We start from the raw sequence: 25,963 nt of genomic DNA, 5'->3' as shown, positions 1-25,963 counted from the left end.
AAATCGAGAAGCTAACAGTATCTGCTTTGTGCGCAATGCCTTTTCTACTCAACTGTTTATAGCAGCAATGCAGGCTAAAATAGATTTTTCCTAGATACTTCGGTGCTTATATGAGGATCACGTAAGGGCATTAATAATAACTACATAATAGATATTATTGACATTGAATATGTTTATTCTATTATGTAGTTATTATTGTGAGGGCGGTGAAAAATGGCGAATAAAAAATCATATTTAGGCGAATTCGAACATTTGGTTTTGCTGAGTATTTTACATCTTGGCGATGAGGCTTATGGTGTGACGGTGCGACGTTATTTGAAAGACAGTATTGATAGAGAGGTGTCTATTGGCGCTATCTATACAACCGTTGAAAGGTTTGAGAAAAAGGGCTTTATCACATCAAAAAAGGGGGGGGCAACGGCTGAGCGCGGTGGTAAGGCTAAACGGTATTTTACAGTCACAGCACTTGGCGTATCGAGTTTGCAAGATACGCGGATCAGATTAGAAAAGATGTGGTGCAAATTACCTGTGATTGCAGGGCTTGGAGATTGACATGACAAGTGCATCATTAAAAATTGCAAAGTGGCTTCTTGACGTGATTTTACCCAGTAAAGTGAAGGATGAAATAGTAGGAGATTTGGAAGAAGAGTATTCCCATTATCTCGCAGTTGGTGCTGGCAAAGCCAATTATTGGCTTTGGCATCAAGTTTTGTTGACTTGCTCTCAGTATTTATTCATCTCTACTCGTTTACTGATGGCTCTCGCTGTGTGCGTTACTTTATGTGTGTTAGCTCTGTTTTATACGGCGTTGGCATTTTTATCATATGCAAATAGCCCCTTGGTTTATGGCAAGTCATACTGGCTCAGTGGCAGTGCTAACATGTTGTTTTTTGAGGCGGCATTTTGGCATTTCGCCGCTGAAGCGATAGATGGGCGGTTCGGCATTGATTTCTTAATTGATTCTAGAGCCGTGCTTTACACCGTTTTGATGTTTACGTTGCTACAGGTTATAGATAAGAAATACCCATTATCTGTTGCGCAATTTATAGCTGTGAGCATCGCCTTTATATTGCTCCCTCATATTTGTTTATTTTTTTACTTTCAAATGTATAACTTAGTACTACATCAAACTGGGCCTTACATAGCGCTAATGTGGCTATCTACCATGTACCTATTGCCAATTTGTAGCTATAGATTGGTAAGTAAACTCCATGAGCATGCGCGCCAATATGGGGGGGAGGGTCGCTCTTTGGCTTGTCATCGTAAACATTGAGCGTTTTTTATTACTATGAGTAAAAATAGTTGAGGGTAAAAGTTTGAGCACGAGAGATGTATTATGCACACTTTTTTATATTGCAGCGCTACTCATCAAGTTAGAACATGTTGAAGCGGCTGAGTATAAACTGGGTCATTATGTCACACCAGAACAGCAAAAAATTGTTCTGCACTTGAACCCCAATATAGATGAATACCGTGGTACAACGGAAATATTAATACATATTAAGTCGGCCGTTAGTGCGATTAAACTATATAGTAAAAAGCTAAATATACGCCGTGCCACACTCACTTTGAACGCTGAAGAGCCTATAGGTTTGGTCGCCTCTGAACCCAATAAATACGATATTATAGAACTTACAGCAACGCAGAAAATTGAGAGAGGGCATTATCTATTATCCGTTCAATTTTCAGGTAATTACAACCGAGATATGACGGGGTTGTATCAGTTTTATGATCAGGGGCATTATCTGGCGACGCAATTTCAGGCTATGCAGGCAAGAACGGTTTTTCCATCATTTGATGAACCTGAGTTTAAAATTCCTTTTCAAATAACCATTATAGCTCCCAGCGCTTTTGATGTAATTAGTAACACGCCCATCAAGTTCATTGATGAAAAAGACGGCTACAATACACATCACTTTAAAGAAACAAGGCCAATCAATACGGATGTGATTGCTTTTTCGGTAGGTAAATTTAAGTCATTAATCATCAAAGGGTTACCTGTCTCGTCAGTGATTTATACAACCCAAGGTGCAGATAATCATTATGAGCATGTGGCACGAGTCATTCCTAAACTTTTTAATTATATTCAGTGTTATTTTTCAATTAAATTCCCGTATCAAAAATTGGATTTTCTTGTGCTGCCTGCATATGAAGGCGCGGGTATGGAAAACGTGGGGCTCGTTACACTCAACAAAGCATGGATCACATCACCAAGTGAAGTGTCAAAATCAAAGCGATATGCACAGTATAAATTACTGGCACATGAAATAATTCACATGTGGTTTGGTAATTTAGTGACAATGCGGTGGTGGGATGATCTTTGGCTTAATGAGTCTTTTTCGGAGTGGCTAGCGAGAAAAATGGTTACCACTCACTACACCGAATTTGAAAATAATTTAGACTTGCCGCAACTTGAATCTTTTTGGGATGATACGCCAACATCACGACCAATTAAACGGACAATGCGCACAGTCGATGATTACCATTCTATTGGACAAGTGGTATATACAAAAGGCAGTTCGGTTATAGCAATGGTTGAGCAATATGTGGGTGAAAGCGCATTTCGACTCGCTGTTATTTCTTATATAAAGCAGTTTTATGGGAGAAATGTATCTTACTCTGAATTTATCGCGCATATAGAAGCGCATGCAAAACGGCCCGTCGCAGATATTTTTGACTCTTTTTTGAAACAGCCAAGTTACCCTTTTGTGAGTGTGACAAGAAAAAACAATCAACTGATCATTACTCAGCGTCCATTTACTGAATTAGGCAGTGAGCCAGTCAGAGAACTAAACAGCACCAATAAGGCTCCGTATTGGCACATACCGTTGCAGCTTAAGTTTTTTACACACCGTGGTGTGATCATTCAACCTGTTGTGTTGAATGAAACTGAGCTTACCGTGCCTTTACCTAAAGGCACGTTTGCGGTGTTTCCTGATGCATATGGCTTGGGGTATTACCGGTATACGAGCTATTTTGATGACACGGTGAGTGATGCAGGTAATGAAACTTGGATTAATTTACTGTCTGATATCGAAAAGCAGTCACTCATGGCAAATAATCAGGCTTTAGTTCGTGGCGGATATAGAAGTTATGCTGATGCACTGACTCTGCAGTTGCAAATGATAAACAATAAATCGGTTAATCAAGAGTTGGTTGTAGAAGGACTTCGCACTCTAAACAATGATTTTTATGATGTGGTACCCCCTCGTCTTTATGAGCCGCATGCGAGTTACATAATTGAAAAATTGTCGCCCATATTGAATGCGAGGCGTTGGTATCGTGATAATAGTGACGCAAGCGCCAATAGTGAATTGAAATCAATTTCTTTAATCTTCCTCGGGGCAAAATTACGAGATAATGACGCAATCAATTTCGCAAAAACACATTACCAAGCAATATTAACAAAACAATCCCAACTGGATATTGAACTACAAAATGCAGTACTTAATGTCATAGCCAGTACCTCAGGGAAAAAAGAATTTAACCAGTTTATGGCAGTTTATAAAACCTCGAAGAATGAAGCACTGAAAAAGCGCCTAATTCGCTACATGGGGTACTTTTCTTTTGAAGGTGCGGTGCACATGTATTACGCCTTTTTATTTTCTAAAGATGTGCGTAAAGAAGCGTTTAAAGGCTATTACCTCCAATACCCAATCTACAACCCGAAAAACAGAACATCAGCCATCAATTACCTTGAGAAAAACATAAATAAGTTGTTTGAAAAATCATCGCCTGAAGAGCAGCAGTGGCAGCCTTATTCTTTTGCGACTGTATGTTCTATTGAGCTGAAAGACAGAATAAATAAGTTATTTTCTTCATATATAGATAAAATTGATGGACTAAAGAGTAAGCTTGCCAACGTTAATCATATGATAACTCAGTGTGATGTTGCGCAAAAAGCGCAATATGAACGACTGGTTGATTTGTTTTCAGTGAAGGAGAACTAATGACTTTAAGCGCGTTTCAACCGAGAAGTTAATCGGTGCGTGCAGTTTAAAGCGCACGAGTATATTGAAAGGCACCCTTCGAAAACCACTCGCTGTTAAGATTAGAAGGGGAGCTTGAGGTCTTCAATGTGCCTTTGTAACATGCGAATTTTACATTTTTTATAGATGATGGCAGCCTTAGTCGCGTTAGGCATTTGATGTAAATATCGCCAGCGACAGCTGTCTTCAATATATTTGTCTTGCCTGATAAAGCTGCGTTCTACAATAGGTAGTAATTGAGAGTTGCCAGTATCTTGTTCGATTAAATTCATGTCTAGTCTAAGTTTGGTGATCCAGGTTTTTCTGGTGCGCTCTAGGTTGGTAATGTTCCCGTCTAAACAAATAATATAATTTTTTGCGCGTGACGGATGCGTATCAGCCAATGGCTCACAGTCTTTTAAAATATCGATATTCGCATTGGCTGATGCCGCACAAAATAGCAGTGAAAAATAAAAGACGTGTTTAGTTTTTTTCATAATTAAACTCAATCGAAAACCTAGCTCCACCAAGTGGTGAGTTATCTATATGTATATGCCCATGGTATGCGTTCACTAAGTCGGATACAATGGCCATTCCGACACCATGTCCAGCTTCATATGTGTCTAATCTCGCACCACGTTTTAATAGTTCAGACCGTTGATGGTCGGGTATTCCAGGGCCGTCGTCAGATACTTCAATACATATCCCTTTATTATTCAATGCACGTAGGTTTATTTCAACTGTGTGTTGGCAAGCTTTACAAGCGTTATCAATAATATTGCCTAGAATTTCCATTAAGTCTGTTTTATCGCCTAAGAAAGCAAGGTCCGGGCTACATTGACAATGGAAGTCAATATTTTTGTCGTGATATACCTTACGCATTGCATTCAATATAGATTTTAGCACAGGTTCTACAACTGTTTGCTTTTTCCAAGTATCTGATGCGCCTGTCGCAGCCCGTTTTAATTGGTGCTCTATCATTGCATTTATTCTATCGAGCTGCTCTTGTGCGTCTTCATCTGATGCCATCGGGCTAGATTTCAATACTGCTAAGGGGGTTTTTAAAGCGTGGGCTAAGTCACTTAAGGATGATCTATAACGCTCTTTTTGGCGGCGTTGAGAATCAAGTAATAAATTTAGGTCAGCCTTAATGGTTTGCAGTTCAACAGGGTAGAGGCCACTGATTTTGTCTCTTTCACCGGCTTCCACTTCTTTAATTTCTTTATCAAGCCGTTGCAAAGGTCTGGCATTCCAAATAAAGCCCACAGCCATGAGCGCTGCAATAAGTACCCCCATGACCAACATCCAATTGACAAGCGTATTGCGAAAACCCGACATTTGTTCAACGAGTGCATCGTTGCGTTTTAATAAAATAAACCGTGCATGTTGAGATTGTTCTGCGTTACCTAAAATCACAGTTAAGCTTAATTGCCAGTACTTTGCTTGATTGTATTTCACTAACTCAAATTCAGCTGCGCCAGCTTCTCCGTTTACAAATTCAGGTGTGACAGACAGGTTAACCGCTGATTCAGAATACCAAACAAGCGTTTGATCTTGATAAACCATTGCAAAGGTATCTGAATTTAACCGATTTAGCTCAGGTGCCAAAATGGTTCGAGGCATTTCAATGCCATCAGTGACAAATTCGACTTCAGATATTAGGGAGTATAAATGCGCTTCTAAGGTTTTCTCTGTTGCTTCAACTAAAGAGGCATGATAGGCACGGCCAATGGAGAAAAACAAGGCCGGAAGTGCAACTATAAGCACAAAGACAAGAATGAATCCTTGTCTTATTTTTAAAGAGATTTGTGCAGCGTTTACCACTGGTTTTTAAACCTGTAGCCTCTTCCTCGCAATGTTTCGACAGGATTAAGCGTACCATCGGGATCGAGCTTTTTCCGCAATCGTAAAACAAAGACTTCAATGACGTTTGAATCTAAATCAAAATCTTGATCATAAATATGTTCTGTAAGTTCTGATTTTGATATCACTTTTTGGGGGTTAACCATTAAATACTCGAGTACTTTATACTCATAAGCTGTTAACGAGAGTTCTCTTTCGTTAACCCATACCTGCTGAGAACGGGTATGAATTTTTATTGGCCCAATACTGATTTCGGGATTTGCTTGACCTGCACTTCTACGAATTAGGGCATTACAGCGAGCGATGAGTTCTTCTAAATGAAACGGTTTGGTTAAGTAATCATCTGCACCAGCATCAAGCCCTTCAACTTTATCTTGCCAACGATCTCGCGCGGTGAGTATTAGAATAGGAATGTCTATTCCAGCAGCTCTGGCTTGACGAATAATTTCGATACCATTTAATTTCGGGAGCCCCAAATCGATAACCGCCATATCTAACGGATATTCTTTCAGATGAAACAAACCAGACTCACCATCATGGCATAAATCGATACTGTATTTTTCTTTCTCAAGTGCGCTACGCAGGTTTTCGGCCAGTTGAATATCATCTTCAATTACTAAAATTCGCATTTCTAATCCTTTTTGACCTCTCCAGTCACTTTATTAACTTTGAGATCTACAATACGACCGTTGCTTTGCAATATACGTACGATGAAATAGTCACCTTGCTCGGTTATTTTCAAGGTTCTACCAGAAAAGTCTGCTAAGGCAAGTTCGACAGCCTGTTTTTTGGTTATTGTCTGCTTTTCAGCACTTGAGGCGTTACTTGACAGTAACAACAACCCAGAAAGAAACAGACAAACTATCAATCGCATTTTACAAAGCTCCACGATCTTAAAGTTACTAAACAAGAGTATGTAAGATTAGAACACAGGTGATTAACCTTTCCTGAACTTACATCAGATTAAAATACTTTTTTAAATGGTTTTACGATACTACCAGCGTAAACACCCGCGTGAATATAAGGGTCATCATCAGCCCAAGCTTGTGCTTGTGCTAATGAATCGAATTCAGCGATGATCAATGAGCCAGTAAAACCCGCACTGCCAGGATCATTCGAATCAATCGCCGGTAATGGGCCCGCCGCAACAACACGACCTTGTTCTTGTAGCTCGGTAATGCGCGCTATATGCGCGGGTCGGGCAGCTAAGCGCTTTTCTAAAGAGTTTTCTACGTCTGTAGAATGGATCATATATAACATAGCTATGCTAATCAGTAAGATAAATTTTCCATATAGTAGTCTGATTTGCACTAGCTTGTAAACGATGATCAGATTTGTCTGGGCCTTTAACGTTAAAAACTTGAAAATAGGCCGTGAAGGCTGGTAGAGTCGCTCGGATATTTTAAAATAATAATAAGGTTGTCTGCATGAGTGCAAATCGTGAGCATTTTAGCTCCCGACTAGGTTTCATCTTAGCTGCAGCAGGTTCTGCTGTCGGGATTGGTAACTTAGTTGGCTTCCCAGTATCTGCTACTAAAAATGGTGGTGGTGCATTTTTACTCGTTTATGCTTTGTTCGTCGCTTTTATTTGTTTGCCCGTTATGATGGCTGAAATGGCCATGGGCCGAAAAGCACAAAAAGACCCATACGGTGCGTATAAAACGCTCTCTGACAGTGACAAAAAGTGGTCGTTTGCAGGTATGTTAGCGGTTTTAACGCCTTTTATGATCGCTGTATTTTATATGGTTATCACCGTTTGGATTTTTGGATACTTAGCACAGACAGCCATGGGGAACCTAGATGCATTAGCGGATCCGGCGCACTTTGGTGAGTTTATTAATCAATCTAGTGTTTTTTGGTATATGTTGCTGGTTGGTATTATCGTTAATTTAATTTTAGTGGGGGGCGTAAAGCAAGGGATTGAAAAAGCGGCTAAGTTTTTGATGCCTGCGTTGTTTGTGCTATTGATAGGGCTTGTTGCCTATGTGCTAACATTAGATAATGCGATGGCTGGTGTGCGCTATTATGTGATTCCCGACTTTTCTAAAATGAATGCCAGTGTATTAAATGGTGCGTTATCTCAGGCGTTCTTTTCATTGTCTTTGGGGATGGGTATTTTAATGACTTATGCCTCTTATATTTCTAAAAAGGAAGATATTGTTGGTGGTGCAAAGATGGTTGCGCTTACTGATTCTTTGGTCGCATTTATAGCGGGTCTTATGGTGTTACCAGCCATATTTAGCTTCAACCCAGCAACCAACCCTGATGAATTATCTGAATCGTCAGTATCAATGATTTTTGTATACTTACCTAAAATCCTACTTGCCATTCAATCAGATATTGGATACACCGGCGCTTCGATTGTGGCTTTTGTGTTTTTCTTGCTGGTATTTTTTGCGGCAATCACGTCTTTGGTCTCTATTATTGAAGTGCCGACCGCAGCGTTAATGGAAGAGAAGAATGTGAGTCGTAAGGCTGCATTAATCATACTTGCAGGTGCAACGGGTATATTAACGATACTCTCAACGATGTCATTTGGTATGGTTGATTGGTTAACCCAATTTATAAATTATGGTGGCGCAAGTAAGAGCTTATTTGATCTGGTATATGATGTTTTTTACGATACGATCTTGCCTCTCAATGGCTTAATGGTGTGTTTATTTGTGATATATCGTTGGAAGAAAGTACGTTTATCTGAAGAGTTATCTCAAGGCTGTGAAGGATATGAAGGGAGCTTTACTGAGAAATACGTGAACTTTTCACTATCGACGTTCATTCCAGTAGTGTTACTGATCATTTTTGTGAATACCGTGGCAACGAAGTTTTTCGCAGTGAGCTTGTTTGGCTTTTAATTTACGATAGATAAAAGCAAAGCCAGCACATCGTGCTGGCTTTTTTGTTGTTGAATGACTGTAACCGTTATTTTAATAAAAAGGCGCGTATAACCACATATTTAAAAACGTAATTTGAGAGTTTGCATCTTTGAACTGAACACCCGCTTTGGAAAACTTCATGGTGTATTGCACTGCATCACCAACACGCTTGTTATCTAACGCTGTGATAGGCACAAAGTTAACCGTACTTAGGTTGGCATGATGTTGAATGGCAGCAGGGATGTCTTGGGTCATATCTACCCCAAGGAACTCAAAGACATCAATTACAATACGGCCAAATTCTTCATATAGTTTATCGAATATTTTAGGGGTTAGCTGCTCAAATAGTTCGAATAAAAATGGCAGATTAACATCAACGTCTACTTTCGGTTGAAAGCTAGATTTGGCAGGATCAATACTCAGGTTCCGACTATAGATGTTATACTGGCCTTTCAATAGAATGTTTGAGTATTTAATGTTGACGGTAAAACGTACTGGTAATCCTAATTGGTACTTTTTTAATTTGCCCTGAGTGAGCACTTCAAACCCTGAAGCAGTGATAGGAACATTGCCTTGGCTATCTACTCGCCCTTGAATACGAATGGTGGCTTCACCGATAAATTTAGCATCGACACCTTTGACGCGCGCGCCTGTTTGTGCAGACACATTGTTAACGATTTGAGTGCCAATCTCTTTGAAGTTGGTTTCAATAATCGACACCTGTGTGCGTGCTATTGGGTGTACCGCGTTGTACATATCATCTATGGATTGATCACTTGTCGTAAGTCCTCGGATGTAACACTCGCCATTATTAATCACTAAAGGGTGAAAATAGGGGAACATGAAAATAGGATCCCCTGGGTCGAATGCCGTTTCTTGCACTTCAATACATGAAGCTGAATTATTAGTATAAATTAGATCATGCATCGAGGAGCCAGTTGTTGAACTACTAACAAAGGTCGATGATGACTGTTGGGTATCTAGATCATTGGTCGAGCTATTGGCAAATAAGAGGGGGGATGCCAATAACAATGCCATGACTGCGTATTTCATTTTCATTTCCTTATTGATGGATAGATATTATTAATTTAACCTCAGGTTTGGATAAGGGTTTTGGAACAGAAAATGTATTGAAAACACACTTACGTACAATCCAATAATGATATTTTGTTCAATATCAAGGCGCTTTTATGCAGTAATAGCGGGCTATTACAAATGAAAGCAACGCAGAGAGTGAAAAAAATAGCTTTATTGGGCAAATTCGCTTATCCAGAGCTGAGGTTAATTTATTTACAGCTGAGCGTTATCTCCACTTTGTGACGAGAAGGAATGTCTGTTTTTTAGTCTAATTATCTATGTTATCGGCTGACTCACATGGAATAGCCATGCTAGGCAGCCTCTTCCTTGTATAAAAGCCAACCAAACTGCTGCAAAAATGAACCTAAAAGATCAACAGCCCCTAATTTATTGATAGTTCATCGAGTATGGAGTGACGACTTTGTGCCTTTGTTTCATAATGATTACCTATCATTTTAATGACTTTTTTGGGAAACACTCATGTCTCATATAATTCGATGTGCAGTTATGGCTTGTGCTATTGTGCCGGCTGTTACTCATGCAAGTACTGTTTTTGATTCAAAAGATATATTTTCTCTTGAATATGCAAGCGATGTTCAATTGTCACCAAATGGTGACAGTGTCATCTATGTACGTAATTCAAATGATGTGATGCGCGACAGCAAAAGGCGTAACTTATGGCTAGTAGACACTAAATCGGGCGAACAAAGCCCGCTGTTTTCAGGCGAAAGTCAATATAGTCAACCCAGATGGTCAGAAGACGGTAAAAAAATAGCATTTGTTAGCAATATGTCCGGTAGTTCGCAAATTCATGTGCATTATATCGCTGAAAACAAAACGGCATTGTTAACTCAGTTACAGTCTGGTGTGAGCAATCTAACTTGGTCACCAGACGGTAAGTGGCTAGCGTTTAGTCAATTAGTTAACGAAAAGCCTTCGGTCATTGCGGCAATGCCAGCTAAACCAAAAGGGGCTACATGGTCGGAACCTGCGATAGTTATTGATAAAGCATATTATCAAGCCGATGGACGAGGGTTAGTGAAGCCAGGATATCGGCAGATATTCGTGTTGCCAAGTGATGGTGGTACAGCGCGACAATTAACCTCGGGTGAGTATCACCATAGTGGAAAGCTATCTTGGCGACGCGACTCAAAAAGCATTATATTTTCAGCAAATAGAATAAAAGACTGGGAATATAAGCGATTAGAAGGTGATTTGTTTGAGGTTGATTTAAACAATAATTTGCAGCAACTGACGTCTGCATCTGGACGTGAACATACGCCAAGTTTTTCAAACGACGGTAAGAAGCTGGCGTATTTAAGTGCATCTAATGCACTAAACCCATATCGCAATCAAAAGCTTAACATCATGAAGTGGCAAAACAAGACCACAAAAATGATAGCAGGTGAATTCGATCGTTCGATTAGCAATCCGATGTGGATCAGTGACTCTAAGCTGGCGATTTCGTATGATGATTTTGGTAAAAGAAAACTTGCCACGATCACCACAAAAGGGAGAATCACAGATCTGACCGACTCCCTTTCAGGTACTACTTTAGGTCGCCCTTATTTAAGTGGGGAGTTCAGTGGTAACTATTCAGGTAAAATTGCTTTTACTCACGGGAGCAGTGAAAGGCCAGCTGATGTTGCTATCATTAGTAAAAGAGGCAAGCAAAAGCAACTCACCACGTTAAATGAGGATCTATTGGCCCATAAGACGTTAGGTAAAGTCCATGAAATTAACTACAAATCATCATTTGATGGTGAATCAATTCAAGGTTGGTACATTACACCTCCCAATTTCGATCCGACCAAAAAATATCCGCTGTTACTTGAGATCCATGGTGGGCCACACTTAGCATATGGTCCGCATTTTTCAGCTGAACTACAGCGATATGCAGCCGAAGGCTATGTTGTATTCTATGATAATCACAGAGGAAGTAGCTCATATGGTGAGCGATTCGCCATGCTTCTGAAGTATAAATATAGTTCGAAAGAAGATTTCGCGGACCATAACTCGGGTGTTGACGCGATGATTCAAACAGGGTTTATTGACAAAGAGAACGTATTTATTGCTGGTGGATCTGCAGGAGGAATTGCCACGGCTTATGCGATAGGTTTATCTGAGCGCTTTAATGCTGCTGTCGTCGTCAAACCGGTCATTAATTGGCTTAGTAAAGTGTTAACAGCCGATAGTGGCTTATTGCAAATTCCAACGCAATTTCCAGGGATGCCGTGGGATCATGTTGAACACTATTGGCAGCGTTCACCTATGTCACTGGTTGGCAATGTGAGCACGCCGACAATGCTAATGACTGGCGAGGAAGACTTACGTACACCAATGGCTGAAACGGAGCAATACTATCAAGCGTTGAAACTTAGAAAAGTTGATACGGTACTAATAAAAATTCCAGGTGCACCGCATGGAATTGCAGGACGTCCGTCTCGTATGATCAGCAAAATTGAACATACGTTAGCGTGGTTTGAAAAGTATAAAAAATAGCGTGGAAGCCGCAAAAGCGGCTTTTTAAGACTCATGCTGGTTTAAATTCTGGGCAGTGGCTTACTCTGGTGCTGCTAGAGAAAAGAATTCCAGCATTAACTTAAAGTGGCCGCTCCCTAAGTATTCATTAGAAAGTACTTTACCGTGGCCACTGACATAGTCACCTTCAAAAGAGTGGACGAGCTCTCCTTCCATAATCACTTGCTGCTTGTTTTTAGCCCAATAAATGCGGATCCCTTGTTTAGAACCCCTGAAAGTGGCAAAGTAATCATCAAATTCTCGTTCTTTTCCTTTAATTGGGTTTAGCTCGAAATCGACTTGATCTTCAATGTTCTGATCTGTCGAGCTAAAAACAGCCAATTGAAAGGTGTCGTTAATGATAGTGTCGAAGTCCCACCAAGGCTTGTTTAAATTGCTCGTTTCAGGGCTTGCCGCGAGCAAAGGCACTTCAAAATGTATGCTCGGTGTTTTATGCTCTTCCTCAACATATTGCGTAAAAATAGAGTTAATGATACGCATATCGTGAACTGTGAGGTCTACCTGCTTTTCACGTTCAAATTCGCTAATAGATTGTGCAATTAGGTGATCTTCAAGCGACTTATACACCTTGTCTGTGATCTTAACCTTGTTCATACTGATATCGTCTCATTTAATTTATTACTGTGATTGAGAAAGTAAATGTCTAATTCTGCTAGCTGTGAGCTACTAAGTTCTAAGCTGAGTTCAGACGCTTCAACGCGCTGTGCAAGTTTGTTCACAAAGCGCGAAATATGTGTAATGGCTGTGTTCCCTTGAAAGCCATGAAGCTCTCCTAATTGTTTCTGGGTATGGCCTGTTTTTCGATAAGACAGAGAAAAGAAATCGTAAAATAGTGCGCGTTTCTTATTGTCAGGTTCTTGTCCGATGGTTTCTAGTAATAAGTTGATAAAAAGAGTCGCATTTTTATCTATAGCGGCAGCTTGTTCTGGTTTTGGCTGCTTGCTTGGGAGCATCTCATAGATATTAGTTACCTTCTCAGGACCATGGGTATGTTCGTATACATGTATTAATTGAACTGAATTAATTTGGTCACGTGAATGAGTTTGTTCACTCGAAGATTTACGGCGAAATGTCACATTGGCGCTCATGTCAAGAAAAACACTTTCGAAAGACCGGTATGTGTAAGCTTTTAATAAATGATTAAAATCAGTTTGAGCACTCAAGCGTTGGGCTGCGGGACGCTCTTTATCAGAGGTTATTTCGCTTCGAGTTGCCTTGATCACCTTAAGTAAGGTTTCTTGAATGAGTGCCTCAGTATCGATACGATGGTCAGAGATTGACTTTTTTTTAGTTAAGTATTTGATGTATCGGTAAGCTTCTTCTACAGAGTCTTTTTTGCTAAACCACATTCCCACCTCCTTTTCATTGTTTGCACACGTCACGGTTGTATTGCAACACGTTTACATGAAAGTAATTCGATATAATGGTCGAATTTCTTAGCTGATTTATTAAAAGCCAAGTGCGTTTGTTCATTTGAGTATTTTTCAACAAAGTGCTTGCCAGACAAAAAGTATTGGCAAGCTTGCGTATTGTCACCGAGCTCAGTGGCGATATAACCAAGATTAAATAATGTTCTTCGGTAGCTATTCTTATACTTAAAACTGGTGGTGTTTTTTTCGATTAAGGTAAGTAAAGTCTCTTTTGCTTTTTCAAAGTGTGCCAGTGCTTGTAACTTCTCCCCTAAGTCATAAAAGTTGTTTGCTACTTGGGCATGAACGCTTTGTAGTAAATAGGCAAAGTTCAAGTTGTTTTCATCAGTCGCGGCAAGGCGTTGTGCCGATGTGAGAGCAAGTTGATGATATTTTTTGCTTTGCGTATCTAAATTAGTTGCTGAGTAGTAATTTGCAAAAGCGGCATACAGCTCAATAGTATGACCTTGCCAATCAATATTAGAAATATCTAAACGTTGTAATTTATTGGCAATTTCCACTCCCGATAAAAAGTACTTTTGTGATTCAGGCATTTGTTTGTTAGCTAAGTACTCCTTGCCGAGCCTTGTGGCTAATAGCAGCTGTGCTACTTGCACATGTACATTGTCGGGATCTTTTATAGCGTATATTCGAGCCAACTCATCTGCTTTTTTATAGTATCGAGATGCAATCGATTTTGATGCACTTTTTTCAGCTAAGTTGATATACGTTTTTAATAAATTGTATTGTGATATAAGGTGGTTGGGGTCTTTATCAAGAAGTTGGTTTAATAAGGTTTCAGCTTGAACTAACATTTCCTTGGCTATTGTATTTGATGGAGCAGCTTTAGCTAGGTTGCGATAAATGTCCACACGCAAATTGTTGAATGATTGCGTTAAGTGTGTGGGTTGCTTATGTGAGTTTAAAGTGAGCAGCACTTTTTCCAGCTGACTGGTCGCTAAATCAGTGTTACCTGATTCAAGTGATATTGTGGCAACACGGGTGGTGAGTTGCGCATTGAGTAATGCCAATTCATGATGACTCTCAGGTATATCGGTTAACAAACTGATAGCTTCTTCAAAATACACTTTCGCATCTGATGAAAAGCCTTGCTTTAATAATAGTATGCCTAATTCATAGTTGAATTGAGCTATTACTTTTTTATGAGCAAGCTCCGGTGATTGAATTTTTGGAAATGTCGACACTTTACGTTGGATTTGCTCCAAAACCTGCTTAATTTCACTGCGGTGTGTAGAGTCATCTTGACGCAGAATTTTTACCTGTATTAATAAAAGCCTGAGCTTATCAATATCAGCAAGTGGGATACCATCTACGCTGTCTATTAGGTTTGATAAGTGCTCATTTAGCTGTTTTCTTTGAAAAGTGGGCAAGTAATCGGCAAGTATTGGCTCTAACGAATCAATATTGACCAATACGTTATCTTTTAAGTGCGTAAGTGCTTCGGTGGTTTTTATCTGTTCAGCAATTATTTGCTGTTTTTGTATATAAGCAAATGAGCCCGCAATAAGTGTACACAAAAATAGCATGCCTGTTGTCAATAAGCGGCGTTTTTGCTGCTTATTTTGTAATTCTAACGATGATTGATAGTCATGCTGAGATTGCATTATGTAATTACGGACTTCTTGTAAGCAAATTGTATTTGGCTGGCTTAAAAATCTGCTTCCTTCATTAAGCTCATGTTTGCTTAAGGCGTAATGTTTTTGTTCTTCTATATTATCGTGATGCCTTATCCATTGCGTATATTTAGTTTCAACCCCATGAAACCATTGTAAGTATTCTTTACGATCGTTTAGCCAAATATAGAAGCGAGGCCAAATTTGTTGGTCCAGTGATAGGTCTTCAACAACAGTGATCAGGCAGTCGTGTGTTAACTTTACATAAGGAGGTGATTTGTATACTTGGTGCCTAATAATGAGTTGTTTTTCTATAAGCTCATCAACCAAGTTACTGAGTTGTGGATATTGTTGGCCCAGTGCTAAAAAATCAACATGTTTTGCATAGCAATTACCATTAATATTAACCCCAACAAATAATTCAAAAAACTGCTCAGTGAGTGGCTCAAATTGTCCAAATATTTTTTCCGCTTGTCTGTAAATTACACCAGTTAATTTATTTAATTGTTTGTATTGTGTATAAGTTAATACCTTTGGATGATCACTTTTGTTGGCAAGAGTGTGCATTTGTGCGAGTAAGTACTCTACCGCAGGAAGTGCATGAGACAGTTTAAGCGCTTCGGTTTGTATCGTCTGAGCTAAGCCTGTCTCCAGTGATATTCCAAGAGCAATTGCTTGGTTTTCAATGATATCAATCCAATTTTCGGCAGATAAGCTGTGGGGAACGTAGAAATCATGGCCTTGCATACCTGTGTAATGAAGATATTCACTGCGAATACTGACAATTATGGATATGGGAGTAATTTCACCAATGAGCACAAGGCTTTGCAGAAGCTGGCTATTTGGTTGTGCGTCATAAAGTTCTTCAAACTGATCAATAAACCAGATATATTTTGTTTTATGTGCAGTTAAGTGTGCAGATAGCTCATCAAGATATTGTGTTTTTTGCTCTAATAGTCCATCAATGAAGCTTTCGACAGAGACGTCGAGCATTTTCAGTATTATGTCAAAGCCAACTTCCGCCGACGTAATAAAATCTTTTAACAAAGCGGTACTATCTTCGAATTGCTTTGGCAGGGCTATGTGCCACTTTACGCTATCATATTGTTTGACTATCGCAGGCAGCAGACCGGCTTTTACTAAACTCGATTTACCACTACCAGATACACCATGGACTTTTATTAAAGGTGTATCTTCTTGGAAAAGAGCAAGAAGTTCCGAAGTTTGTTGCTCTCTTCCAAAAAAATAATATTCATCATATGGGTCAAAACTGCAAAGCCCTTTAAATGTGAGGGTTCCACCGACTTGAGAACCATCAAAATCAGGGCCTAACAATATTTCTAAGGCTTGATTAATATGCTCTACAGGATGAAGAGCCCCCCCTAAATGCTGCACTTCATCGATGAGAGTTGGTGTAATATCATGAAGGTTTGCTTTAGGATAAAATATTGCAAATGGCATGTCTGGGTGACTTGCCATTGCATGTAATGCACCTTCTATCTTAGTGTTGATATGGCCAATACTGTGTACATTACCACTTGGAGATACCTCACCTGTTGAAAAAACATGCTCTAGTACTGGTGCTTTTTTATTTAACTGTTGACGATAAGCGAGCGCTACTCCTAATGCATATCCAAGCCCTACGCTAGTGCTCTCTGGTTGTAAATTAATAAGCTCACTATCATGACTGACCAGGTTGAGTTCAACGAAGAATTGCTTGTTTTGTCTATCAATCGGATTCAACGACATAAAAGCAGCTTCGGCAGCCATTGCAAAATAATTCATTTGCTCGGTGAACCTATAACCCAGCGAAAGTACAAGGTCATTTGAGAACTTAACTTTCACTTTTTGTTGGTCTTTTGGCGTAATGAACCTAAATGTCGGTTTATAGGTATAGCGTTTGTCTGACAAAAGAATATGCATTGCGTTTAGCTCTTATTATTCGTGTGGCATTACGTGGTGTTTTGCGACGTTGTTACATCATTAATATCAATCTTCTGTTGTGCGTCACTTAAAATTGATTCAATTGTTAGATACTAACGATAATTAATCGGAAAAATAACAGAAAGATAAAATAAATTTATAAAAACAAAATGGAAAGTGAACTGGTTTTTTTGCTTCGTTGTTCAAGAGACACTCGCATCGTTTTAATGACGACTTGCCAGTTGTACTTTTTTTGCGTGTCGAACCCTAATAGAGAGGCACTAAAAATGAATTTTTATTCATAATTACTCATAAGTATCCTCCTCCTTGTTATTTTTTAACCATTTTCTCGTTTGATTAGTTATCCATGCACAAAGCGCTTGAAAATAACGTAGATTATTAATGAATAAATTTCAATAATCAATAAGGTGATAGCTGAGGAATGACAGTATAATTGAGGTCTGGGCGTTGGCCGACATGGATGAAATAGCAATCCTAATACACAACAACACTATTACGGCGTTCATATTAACGGCTTTTTAGAAAGTAGAGATGACTTTTGCGTTAAAAGTGGTCCGAGTAGGTAAACCTTAGTTGCATATGAGAAGGTGGCATAGAGCCTTCTGATGGCTTGAACATGATTTGTTAATTTAAAAAATTGACAAAAACAGGAAGATTCTAAAGAAAAATAAAATACACAAAGATAAAAACTACATGATTTTTAAAGGGGAAAATAATGAAGAGAAAGATCACGAGCTATCTTATTGCAGGCTTATTGACTGGTATTGGCTATGCCAGTGAAATGAATACCCAAAACCTCTACTTAGTACAATATTCTCCAGGTAGTATCGATAATCAACTCATTAAATCATTCAAAATTATCGGCCGCAGTGGCAATAGTAATATCGCACAGGCGGTTTTGAGTGACAGTGAAGTCACTTTGTTGGAAAGTTTCTCAGGAGTTGTGATAGAACGAAACTATGGGCTTTCTTTAAACACCGGTTCTTTAGAGTATTTAGATACCAGTGAAAATGGCATTGACTTGTTGCAGTATAGTGAACTTGAACCCTATTGGTTACGCACAACGGGAATTAATAAATTGCCCAATGTATCAGACAGTGTGCCTGTTTGCGTTATTGACTCAGGCGTGGATGAACAGCACATAGATTTACCGCAAAATATGCGTGGCTATCATAGTCAATATGCGGGCTTTTGGAATTCCGATGCGTTAAGTCATGGTACTCATATGGCGGGTATTATAGCTGCACAGGAAAATGGCTGGGGTGTCAAGGGCGCTTTGAGTGATGGTGCGGTTAACTTACATATCAGTAAGTTAATCAGAACAGCCAATGGAAAGAATTCAACCATTTGGGGCAGTAATTTAATTGAATCAATAGAAATCTGCGCTAATTCTGGTGCTAAAGTAATCAATATGTCGTTAAGTGGTACGAAATATTCATCGATGACAATGAACGTAATCGACAGGCTTACTTATGATAGAGGGATTATTTTTGTCGGTGCAGCGGGGAATCATGGCACAGCTGAAAAAAAGCAATCTGGAATATATAATGATCCACTCCATTACCCTGCTTCATATCATAATGTAATTTCTGTTGGCGCGCTAAACACGAATGGACAAGCTGCGTCATTTTCACCCACTCATAATAAAATTGATTTTGTCATGCCGGGCACGAAAATAGTGTCGACAGCTAATCGCCATTACTCCGTGGTGCAAAAAGTTAAAGCAAAATCTATTGCTGGTTACGAGGTTGAAGTACCATTTTCTCAAATAGATACAGGGACTTTAATACCACAAAGCGTCATACCATTGATGACTTCTTGTTTATTTACGCTCTCAAAAGAAGATATAACAGAGTTGACGAAGTTTAGGCGTTTACCTAATGATACACACAAAGCGCTATTTGCTACCGAACGTCAATGCCAAGAAGATGCGGGGAAAGTGCTCCTCGTAAAATATCCAAATACAAATAGTGGGTACTTGTACGGGTTAGATTATTTAACTGATTTCCCCACTTTATTAGTGCATAAGTGGCCGTTTGATGAGTCTGCTAATGTAGAGTTACAAATTAAGAGCTATCAAAGTAGCTATTTGGTCGGAGCAGGCACATCTCAGGCAACGGCGATTATGACAGGGGGGATTGCCAAGCTATGGTCTCAGAATCAGCAATGGACGCGAGATCAGATCATCAATGCTTTGAAATATGCAAGTTATGACCTAGGAGCTGCTGGAAAAGACGGTATGTATGGTCATGGGCTACCTGATTTTGCAAAAGCTTTAGAGTACTTAAACGCGGGGAGCATCAGCCAGTGCCCGAGTGAGTGGTATTACAATAAAGCGTATAATGGTGGGGAAAATATCACCTATTTAGGTACGATATATCGTGCTAACTATTGGTCAAAGGGGAGCAACCCCACAGCAAGCAGTAATAATTGGCGCGTCACAGGCTTATGTGACGACAGTGTGAGCAATCCTTCTCACGTTAATAGTGATGCTGCACACTTAATGAATCTAACAGGATTAGAAGCCGGTGAAGTGGAGTATGAATGTAAGGGGCTTAGTTTAGGCTGTGGGAGTTAGTTCTTTACGATAACATGATGTAAAGGTCATGGCTTTTTTGTGGGTAGGTGTCAGCTATGTGCGATGCTTGCCTGCATGAACGCGCTTTGAGCAGGGGGGGTTACGGTTTAATTGCTCAAAAATAGAGTGCTTAAAATAGTGGGAATAAGGGACAACCTTTGTTAGCCTCTTAACGTGACCACAACAAATTTTAAAATACTTAAAAGTAAGGTTTGACTTTGTCAGAAAACTCTATAATATGTTCCGCAGCTTAAAAGTAATACCTTTTATACACTCCATTTCGAAGCTTTATTAGTATCTCGTCCTGTAGTTTTTAAATATCATTTATTTTTTGTGCTATTACGTCTGACTTTGATGATAGTCAGCAATTTTTCTTCATATACAGGATATACATTATGTCTAATACAGTTACTGGTACAGTAAAATGGTTCAACGAGTCTAAAGGCTTCGGTTTCATCGCTCAAGAAAATGGCGCAGACGTTTTTGCTCATTTCAGCGCAATCAAAAGCGAAGGTTTCAAAACTTTAGCTGAAGGCCAACGTGTAGAGTTCACTCTTTCACAAGGTCAAAAAGGTCCTCAAGCGGACAACATCATCGCACTTTAATTTTAAAGTGAAATGAAGAAAAAGGCAGCTTTAGCTGCCTTTTTTAATGCCTAAAATTTGGTTCATAGGATGTAAAACCGAACTGAAGTTGCAGAGTCACTTAGATAGTCAGGTAAGATAACCGTGTATGAAAGGATGACACGAACAATAAGCTATTTTAGTTTGATATTTTTTGTTGGTATTCGATGCCGATTAAAGGGTTGATATCATAAGCATTACTACGTTAATTTTTGCGAAGAGTAACGATACCCGGCGCCATAAACTGATTGGATAATTGCGTGCTCAATCCCAAGTGTTTTTATTTTTTTACGAATATTCTTAACATGAGCATCAATACTACGGTCAGAAATATCTCTTAGATCAGGATAAGCAAGATCTAAAATCTGCATACGAGAATATACTCGCTCTGGTTGAGCGTACAGAAGTTGAAACAACTTGAATTCTAATTTAGTGAGCTCTACAGATTTTTTCTTATAAACGATTCTAAGCGTATGTTCGTCAATAATGAGGGACTGAGGGCCTAAAGTTAAGCTTGAATTAATGGCTTGTAGTTTCTGGTTATGGGCTTCTAGTGCTTGCTGCTTTGTTGTAATCTTTAAATGTGTTTCAATTCTTGCTTCTACTTCAAAAGTATTAAAGGGCTTACTGATAAAGTCGATCGCGCCAGCTTGTAGACCTTTAACCTTCTCCATAGGATCGGTGATGGCGCTGATGAATATAATAGGAATGTGCTGAAATCGATGGTCTTTTTTTAGTTGTTGGCATAAGTCAAATCCACTCACCTGTGGCATCACAACATCTAGTAAAATTAAGTCAGGTAAACATGATGTACTACCAAGGTATTTGATTGCTTGCTGTGCGCTCAGTGCAACGCTGACAATATAATTGGGGGAGAGTATGGTGCCTAAGGCATTAATATTTGTTCTTTCATCATCAATGACCAATATCCTTGCTAAATTCTCTTGCATACGTGTTTTTTCTCTAGGTAAGAATTGTTGTAACATTGCACTTGTGAACTATTTTAACGTAAATGATAATTAGAAACACTTGGTATATTCTCAACCATACCGCTGAAATATGGATACTTTATAGATTTTATGATTTTATTTATCGGTCAATTTACTTGCATGTTTGTATGGGGGCTTGTGAGTGCTTTTTGTTGTTTTTCTGCTTATGCAAGTATGGCGAATAAATCACCCAATACGCATCCATTGTTCGTTAACGCACCTTTATATTTAGAAACTGTGGTTGATAAAGATCAATATGCCAATGGCTTGTTGTCAGACTTAACGCAAGACAAACATGGCTTTATGTGGATTGCAAGTCAGCGTGGAATAGTGCGATACGATGGGTATAAATTTAAGCAATTTCGTAAGGATATTGCCAATGAAGCGAGCCTGATTAGTGATATAGCCATTGAGTTATTTATAGATATACATGAGAAAATATGGGTATCGACGATACATGGTTTATCACAACTGGACCCCACGACAGAGCTTTTTACTAATTTTGAGTATGATAACCTTGCCGTACCACTCCCATTTTCCTATGTATCTACGTTTGCTGCTTGGCAACAGCAAGGGTTTTGGCTTGCCACTAATAATGGTTTGGCATTTTTTGATTTTTCAGTGGGTGCTTTCACGAATAACCACAAAGACATACAACTACCTGAGTCTTTAAAGCATGGAGTGATCCGACATATCATTACCTTAAATAACGGTGATCTTATTGTTGCGGGCAGTAAAGATGTTTGGCGCTTATCTAGTAATAACGATAGATTTCATAAGCTTTTAGATCGTAAAGTGAACCATATTTATGAAGCTGAGAATGGTGATCTTTGGCTTGCGACCGACGATGCCACATTGCTCAAGATCCGCGATAATCAGCATATTGAGTCCAGTCGCCTACCTCAAGGCATAATCACATCGATAGTCCAGCCCAACAATAATGAACTGTGGGTAGCTTATAACTTTAACGGCATTGTGACGATAGACTTAACCACTTTAAAGGTCACACGACATTTACAACAAGATGAAAATGCGGTTGGTGGCTTACTCAGTAATACCATTCAAAAGTTGTTTATTGATCAAGATAAACAGCTGTGGATTGTGACTAATGGCAAAGGGTTACAAAAATTCTCAACAAAAAATCAATCATTTGCAACGCTGAGGCAAGTAGAGAATGACTCAACGAGCTTATCAAACCCAGAAATATATAGCGTCGCGGAGATGTCAAATGGCGAACTTTGGCTTGGGCATAGTTCAGGGATTGATATTATTAACCATTTGGGCAAGCGCATACACACATTAGTGCCCCAAAAGAGTCAGGAGATAAACTCAGTTCAATCTTTGTCTGTTTCTGCGATAGCACAAGGACTGAATGGTGATGTTTGGGTTGGGTCAAGTGTAGACGGGCTATACCGTATTGATCTGGCGAGTAGAAAGACGCTAGGTTGGTACTCAACAGAGCTAGGGTTGAGAAATAAAAAAATTCGTCATGTGGTGCCTGTTGAAGGAGGTGGCGTGTGGGTTGGCTCGTTTGAAGGGATCCAATACTTAACGCCTAAGCGCGACGCATTTTTAGATCCGACAATTATAAACGGGGCGCTGCCTGATACATTTGTCCGCGTGACTGACCACCAAGTCCTTGAAAGTGAAGATATTATATTTACACTTAACAATGGTTTTTTATGGGTTGAGCATAATAGTGAAAATAGACAAGCATATCGGTTTGTACGCCAATCTGAGCACACTATTGACATGCCTTCAAATTTAATTACCGCGGTTACCCAATCAGACGCAGGTCAGATATGGTTCTCTGGCTTAGAGGGGGTAAGTTTAGTATCGAAACAGAACAATCAGAGTATTGATTTTACATGGTTTGCTTCGTCAGGCGAGCATTCGGAGAAAAAAGCATTTACTAATCTATTAACGGATAATCAAGAGCGTTTATGGGAGTCAAATCTCATGTTTTCGCCTGATGATAATGTCGTGTTTGAATTAGAATCATCTGATGGGGTAGATATTGGTAACGATTGGATCGGAACATCTTTCAAAATGCGCGATGAAACGCTGCTTTTTGGAGGAACGACTGGTTTGCTCATGGTTTGGCCTGAGTTTTTCCATGTAGACTCAGGCGCATCAAAGTTGCGGGTCACAGATATTGAAATTGAAGGGGAAAAACGCTTGGTTAGTGGTACAGATATACGTTTAACCGAGAGTGAGCGACGGCTTTCCATTGAGGTTGCACTGTTAGATTACAATCAACCGGTAGACACTAAATACCGATATCGGATGTTCAGTGAGAGTGATAAATGGCGCGACTTAAAATCCGGAAATAGGCTTATCAGTTTTACTAATTTACCTATTGGCAAACACACGCTAGAAGTTCAAGCTGCCAATAGATTAAATCAGTGGGGGGGGCATAATATAAAGTTACATATTGAAGTGACCCCAAAATATTATGAAAAAACGTGGTTTTTAATTACCGGCTTTATTTTGACCTGTTTGCTTATTTATCTTGCTTATCGATGGAAACTAAATCAAGTATTAGCGCAAAGCCAAAGTTTATTTACACGCAAGCTTGAAGTGCAGCGACTTCAAAATATTGAACAACAATTAGAAGAAAGAATTAGATCTGAGTCCATCCTTGCAGAATCTAACTTAGCCCTTGAAGAGCAAAAGAAAAAGGCGGAGCGTGCTACGCTTGCCAAAAGTCGGTTTTTGGCGAATATGAGTCATGAGATCCGTACACCCATGAATGCGGTGATTGGTATGGCGTATTTAATGTCCAGAACGGTATTAACGCAACACCAGCAAAGTTATTTGAAGAGTATACAGTCATCAGCAGATGGGCTATTAAGTGTTATTAATGATGTATTAACTTTGTCAAAAATAGAGGCTGACGCAATGGAGCTGCATGCTTCTGTTTTTTCGATAAGGCGCTTGTTACATGAAAGTATCAGTGTTTTACACTATATGGCCTCTTCTAAAGGTTTATTTCTAAGAGCAATACTCAGCGATGATTTCCCTGAATATATTTGTGCAGACAAAGGAAAGCTAAAGCAGATTTTGGTCAACTTGATTGCCAATGCCGTTAAATTCACCCATGTAGGTGGTGTGGAGGTTATTGGCAATTGCGTTGCGCTCCCTAATGGTGAATGCCAGATCAGCATCGTAGTTAAAGACACCGGACAGGGGATTGACGATAAAAATATTTCAGAGATCTGTAATGCTTTTGTACAGGTGGATGATAGTCGAACGAGAGTAACGGAAGGTACAGGGTTAGGTTTACGAATAACCAGCCAATTACTCCGTTTGATGGGCAGCAGCATAGAAATAAAAAGTGCGTTGGGCAAAGGAAGTGAATTCAGTTTTAATGTTGTTGTAAAAGAGAGTACGGAACGCGAAGAAAACAGTCTCCCTCAACCTGAGAGTCACGAAGAAAATCAAAAAGTCACAAATGCACAGGTATTGATTGTCGATGATCATAAAACTAACCGTATGTTATTGAAAGCACTTTTAGATGAGGCAGGGCTAATTGTGGTGGAGTCTGACAATGGGGTAGACGCAATCAATATGTGTAGAATACATCAATTTCATGTGATTTTAATGGATGTGCACATGCCAAATTTAGATGGGTATCAAGTCACGGCGAAAATAAGAGCGCTGCCAAGCTATCATGATACGCCAATAATAGCGGTCACTGCCAGTGCATTTGATGGGGATAGGGAGAAAGCATTTGTTGCTGGGATGACTGCTCATGTATCAAAGCCTGTTGATCCAATTGCGTTGTATCATTTACTGACGAGGTGGTGTGATATTGATGTAACCCAGTTAACAGTAGGGCAGGGCGCCGCCAGTAATAGCGTAGAGGCTACGGGTGAAATTACGCAAAATACTACTATGCTCAAAGCATTTTCCGAAGATTTCCAAGGCATTGTTGATGAATTAGAGAGTATCATCCAGCGTGGTGATATAACGCGTTGGCATGATACTTTACATAGCCTTGCAGGGTGTAGTGCTGCAATTGGTGCGAATGAGTTGTATGAAAGTGTAATACTGTCTGACAGTGACATCGAATTTTTGACCTTAACAGCGGTTCCTAAGGCACTTGAAGCTGGCATTGAACGGACATTATCGCAGGTGAAAGATAGGCTGGATAAGTCACTAGTAACTGATAATACGAGTGGTTTTAATCGCCTAAATTCAACATCAGCTATAATAAGCAGTTTAACTAAAAGAATAGAAAATCAGGAGTTTGATCTCACAGAGGATATTAACCGATTAGAGCGGAACTTAAAGGTGGATAAAGTTGAGCTAATTCAAGAGCTAAGACTTTCTTTGGAGAACTTCGACTTTGACAGTTCACTTGATATATGTAAAAAAATCCAAATTTTTTATGATTAGAATAGTGAATGTGGAGATGTTTTTATTACTTAGCTGAACCTTGATATTACATAATTTTTTATT

At 39.4% G+C, this 25,963-nt stretch carries 18 protein-coding genes; 8 read left to right on the top strand and 10 right to left on the bottom strand.

What is annotated here, in order from left to right; translation table 11 throughout:
• Nucleotides 1-213 precede the first annotated feature (213 nt).
• From PAUR_RS10140 to PAUR_RS10130, 3 genes are read left to right on the top strand one after another with little or no spacing between them, the layout of a single operon-like run.
• Nucleotides 214-552 (top strand): PadR family transcriptional regulator, encoded by a 339-nt coding sequence (locus PAUR_RS10140; RefSeq protein WP_192507643.1) that lies wholly within the window; start codon nucleotides 214-216, stop codon nucleotides 550-552.
• A gap of 1 nt (nucleotide 553) precedes the next feature.
• Nucleotides 554-1,273 carry a hypothetical protein gene (locus PAUR_RS10135; RefSeq protein WP_192507642.1) on the top strand — a complete coding sequence of 240 codons (720 nt, stop codon included), beginning with the start codon at nucleotides 554-556 and terminating at the stop codon, nucleotides 1,271-1,273.
• Nucleotides 1,274-1,316: 43 nt separating this feature from the next.
• Entirely contained in the window at nucleotides 1,317-3,950 is a 2,634-nt protein-coding gene (locus PAUR_RS10130) for a M1 family metallopeptidase (RefSeq protein ID WP_192507641.1), read from the top strand.
• A gap of 101 nt (nucleotides 3,951-4,051) precedes the next feature.
• On the opposite strand, the gene PAUR_RS10125 is transcribed toward PAUR_RS10130, so the two are convergent.
• The 5 genes from PAUR_RS10125 to PAUR_RS10105 form a co-directional block, all read right to left on the bottom strand.
• Nucleotides 4,052-4,465, bottom strand: coding sequence for a hypothetical protein (locus PAUR_RS10125; protein ID WP_192507640.1), 414 nt, complete (start codon nucleotides 4,463-4,465; stop codon nucleotides 4,052-4,054).
• Nucleotides 4,452-5,792 carry an ATP-binding protein gene (locus PAUR_RS10120; RefSeq protein ID WP_192507639.1) on the bottom strand — a complete coding sequence of 447 codons (1,341 nt, stop codon included), beginning with the start codon at nucleotides 5,790-5,792 and terminating at the stop codon, nucleotides 4,452-4,454. The genes PAUR_RS10125 and PAUR_RS10120 overlap by 14 nt, the downstream gene beginning before the upstream one ends.
• Nucleotides 5,786-6,460 carry a response regulator transcription factor gene (locus tag PAUR_RS10115; RefSeq protein ID WP_192507638.1) on the bottom strand — a complete coding sequence of 225 codons (675 nt, stop codon included), beginning with the start codon at nucleotides 6,458-6,460 and terminating at the stop codon, nucleotides 5,786-5,788. Before PAUR_RS10115 ends, PAUR_RS10120 begins: the two co-directional genes overlap by 7 nt.
• A 2-nt stretch (nucleotides 6,461-6,462) precedes the next feature.
• A complete protein-coding gene (locus tag PAUR_RS10110; RefSeq protein ID WP_192507637.1) occupies nucleotides 6,463-6,705 on the bottom strand; it encodes a PepSY domain-containing protein in 243 nt (80 codons plus the stop codon).
• 89 nt (nucleotides 6,706-6,794) lie between these two features.
• The gene (locus tag PAUR_RS10105) at nucleotides 6,795-7,091 is read right to left on the bottom strand and encodes a YciI family protein (RefSeq protein ID WP_192507636.1); all 297 of its coding nucleotides are present in this window, start codon (nucleotides 7,089-7,091) and stop codon (nucleotides 6,795-6,797) included.
• Nucleotides 7,092-7,258: 167 nt separating this feature from the next.
• Between PAUR_RS10105 and PAUR_RS10100 the strand changes: the two genes are divergently transcribed.
• Nucleotides 7,259-8,683 carry a sodium-dependent transporter gene (locus PAUR_RS10100; RefSeq protein ID WP_192507635.1) on the top strand — a complete coding sequence of 475 codons (1,425 nt, stop codon included), beginning with the start codon at nucleotides 7,259-7,261 and terminating at the stop codon, nucleotides 8,681-8,683.
• Between the two features lie 72 nt (nucleotides 8,684-8,755).
• Here the strand turns inward: PAUR_RS10100 and PAUR_RS10095 are convergent, their stop codons facing one another.
• Nucleotides 8,756-9,757 (bottom strand): hypothetical protein, encoded by a 1,002-nt coding sequence (locus PAUR_RS10095; protein ID WP_192507634.1) that lies wholly within the window; start codon nucleotides 9,755-9,757, stop codon nucleotides 8,756-8,758.
• Between the two features lie 504 nt (nucleotides 9,758-10,261).
• Here PAUR_RS10095 and PAUR_RS10090 point away from each other — a divergent pair.
• Nucleotides 10,262-12,283: a S9 family peptidase gene (locus PAUR_RS10090; RefSeq protein WP_192507633.1), complete on the top strand. Its 2,022-nt coding sequence runs from the start codon at nucleotides 10,262-10,264 to the stop codon at nucleotides 12,281-12,283.
• Nucleotides 12,284-12,343: 60 nt separating this feature from the next.
• Here the strand turns inward: PAUR_RS10090 and PAUR_RS10085 are convergent, their stop codons facing one another.
• The 3 genes from PAUR_RS10085 to PAUR_RS10075 are packed head-to-tail and all read right to left on the bottom strand — an operon-like array spanning nucleotide 12,344 to nucleotide 17,288.
• Nucleotides 12,344-12,916 (bottom strand): hypothetical protein, encoded by a 573-nt coding sequence (locus PAUR_RS10085; protein ID WP_192507632.1) that lies wholly within the window; start codon nucleotides 12,914-12,916, stop codon nucleotides 12,344-12,346.
• Nucleotides 12,913-13,671 (bottom strand): hypothetical protein, encoded by a 759-nt coding sequence (locus PAUR_RS10080; protein WP_192507631.1) that lies wholly within the window; start codon nucleotides 13,669-13,671, stop codon nucleotides 12,913-12,915. The genes PAUR_RS10085 and PAUR_RS10080 overlap by 4 nt, the downstream gene beginning before the upstream one ends.
• Before the next feature lie 29 nt (nucleotides 13,672-13,700).
• Nucleotides 13,701-17,288, bottom strand: coding sequence for an ATP-binding protein (locus PAUR_RS10075; protein WP_192507630.1), 3,588 nt, complete (start codon nucleotides 17,286-17,288; stop codon nucleotides 13,701-13,703).
• 736 nt (nucleotides 17,289-18,024) lie between these two features.
• Between PAUR_RS10075 and PAUR_RS10070 the strand changes: the two genes are divergently transcribed.
• Complete coding sequence (locus PAUR_RS10070) at nucleotides 18,025-19,887, top strand: S8 family peptidase (RefSeq protein ID WP_192507629.1); 1,863 nt, start codon at nucleotides 18,025-18,027, stop codon at nucleotides 19,885-19,887.
• A gap of 395 nt (nucleotides 19,888-20,282) precedes the next feature.
• Nucleotides 20,283-20,492 (top strand): transcription antiterminator/RNA stability regulator CspE, encoded by a 210-nt coding sequence (gene cspE, locus PAUR_RS10065; protein WP_192507628.1) that lies wholly within the window; start codon nucleotides 20,283-20,285, stop codon nucleotides 20,490-20,492.
• A gap of 218 nt (nucleotides 20,493-20,710) precedes the next feature.
• On the opposite strand, the gene PAUR_RS10060 is transcribed toward cspE, so the two are convergent.
• Nucleotides 20,711-21,460 carry a response regulator transcription factor gene (locus tag PAUR_RS10060; RefSeq protein ID WP_192507627.1) on the bottom strand — a complete coding sequence of 250 codons (750 nt, stop codon included), beginning with the start codon at nucleotides 21,458-21,460 and terminating at the stop codon, nucleotides 20,711-20,713.
• Between the two features lie 129 nt (nucleotides 21,461-21,589).
• Here PAUR_RS10060 and PAUR_RS10055 point away from each other — a divergent pair, with 129 nt between their 5' ends.
• Nucleotides 21,590-25,900: a hybrid sensor histidine kinase/response regulator gene (locus PAUR_RS10055; RefSeq protein ID WP_192507626.1), complete on the top strand. Its 4,311-nt coding sequence runs from the start codon at nucleotides 21,590-21,592 to the stop codon at nucleotides 25,898-25,900.
• The last annotated feature ends 63 nt before the right edge of the window (nucleotides 25,901-25,963 follow it).

The organism is Pseudoalteromonas aurantia 208 (assembly GCF_014858725.1).
Classification (GTDB): Bacteria; Pseudomonadota; Gammaproteobacteria; order Enterobacterales; family Alteromonadaceae; genus Pseudoalteromonas; species Pseudoalteromonas aurantia.
The sequence above is the reverse complement of the archived record's forward strand: the minus strand, read 5'-3'. Positions and strand labels throughout refer to the sequence as shown.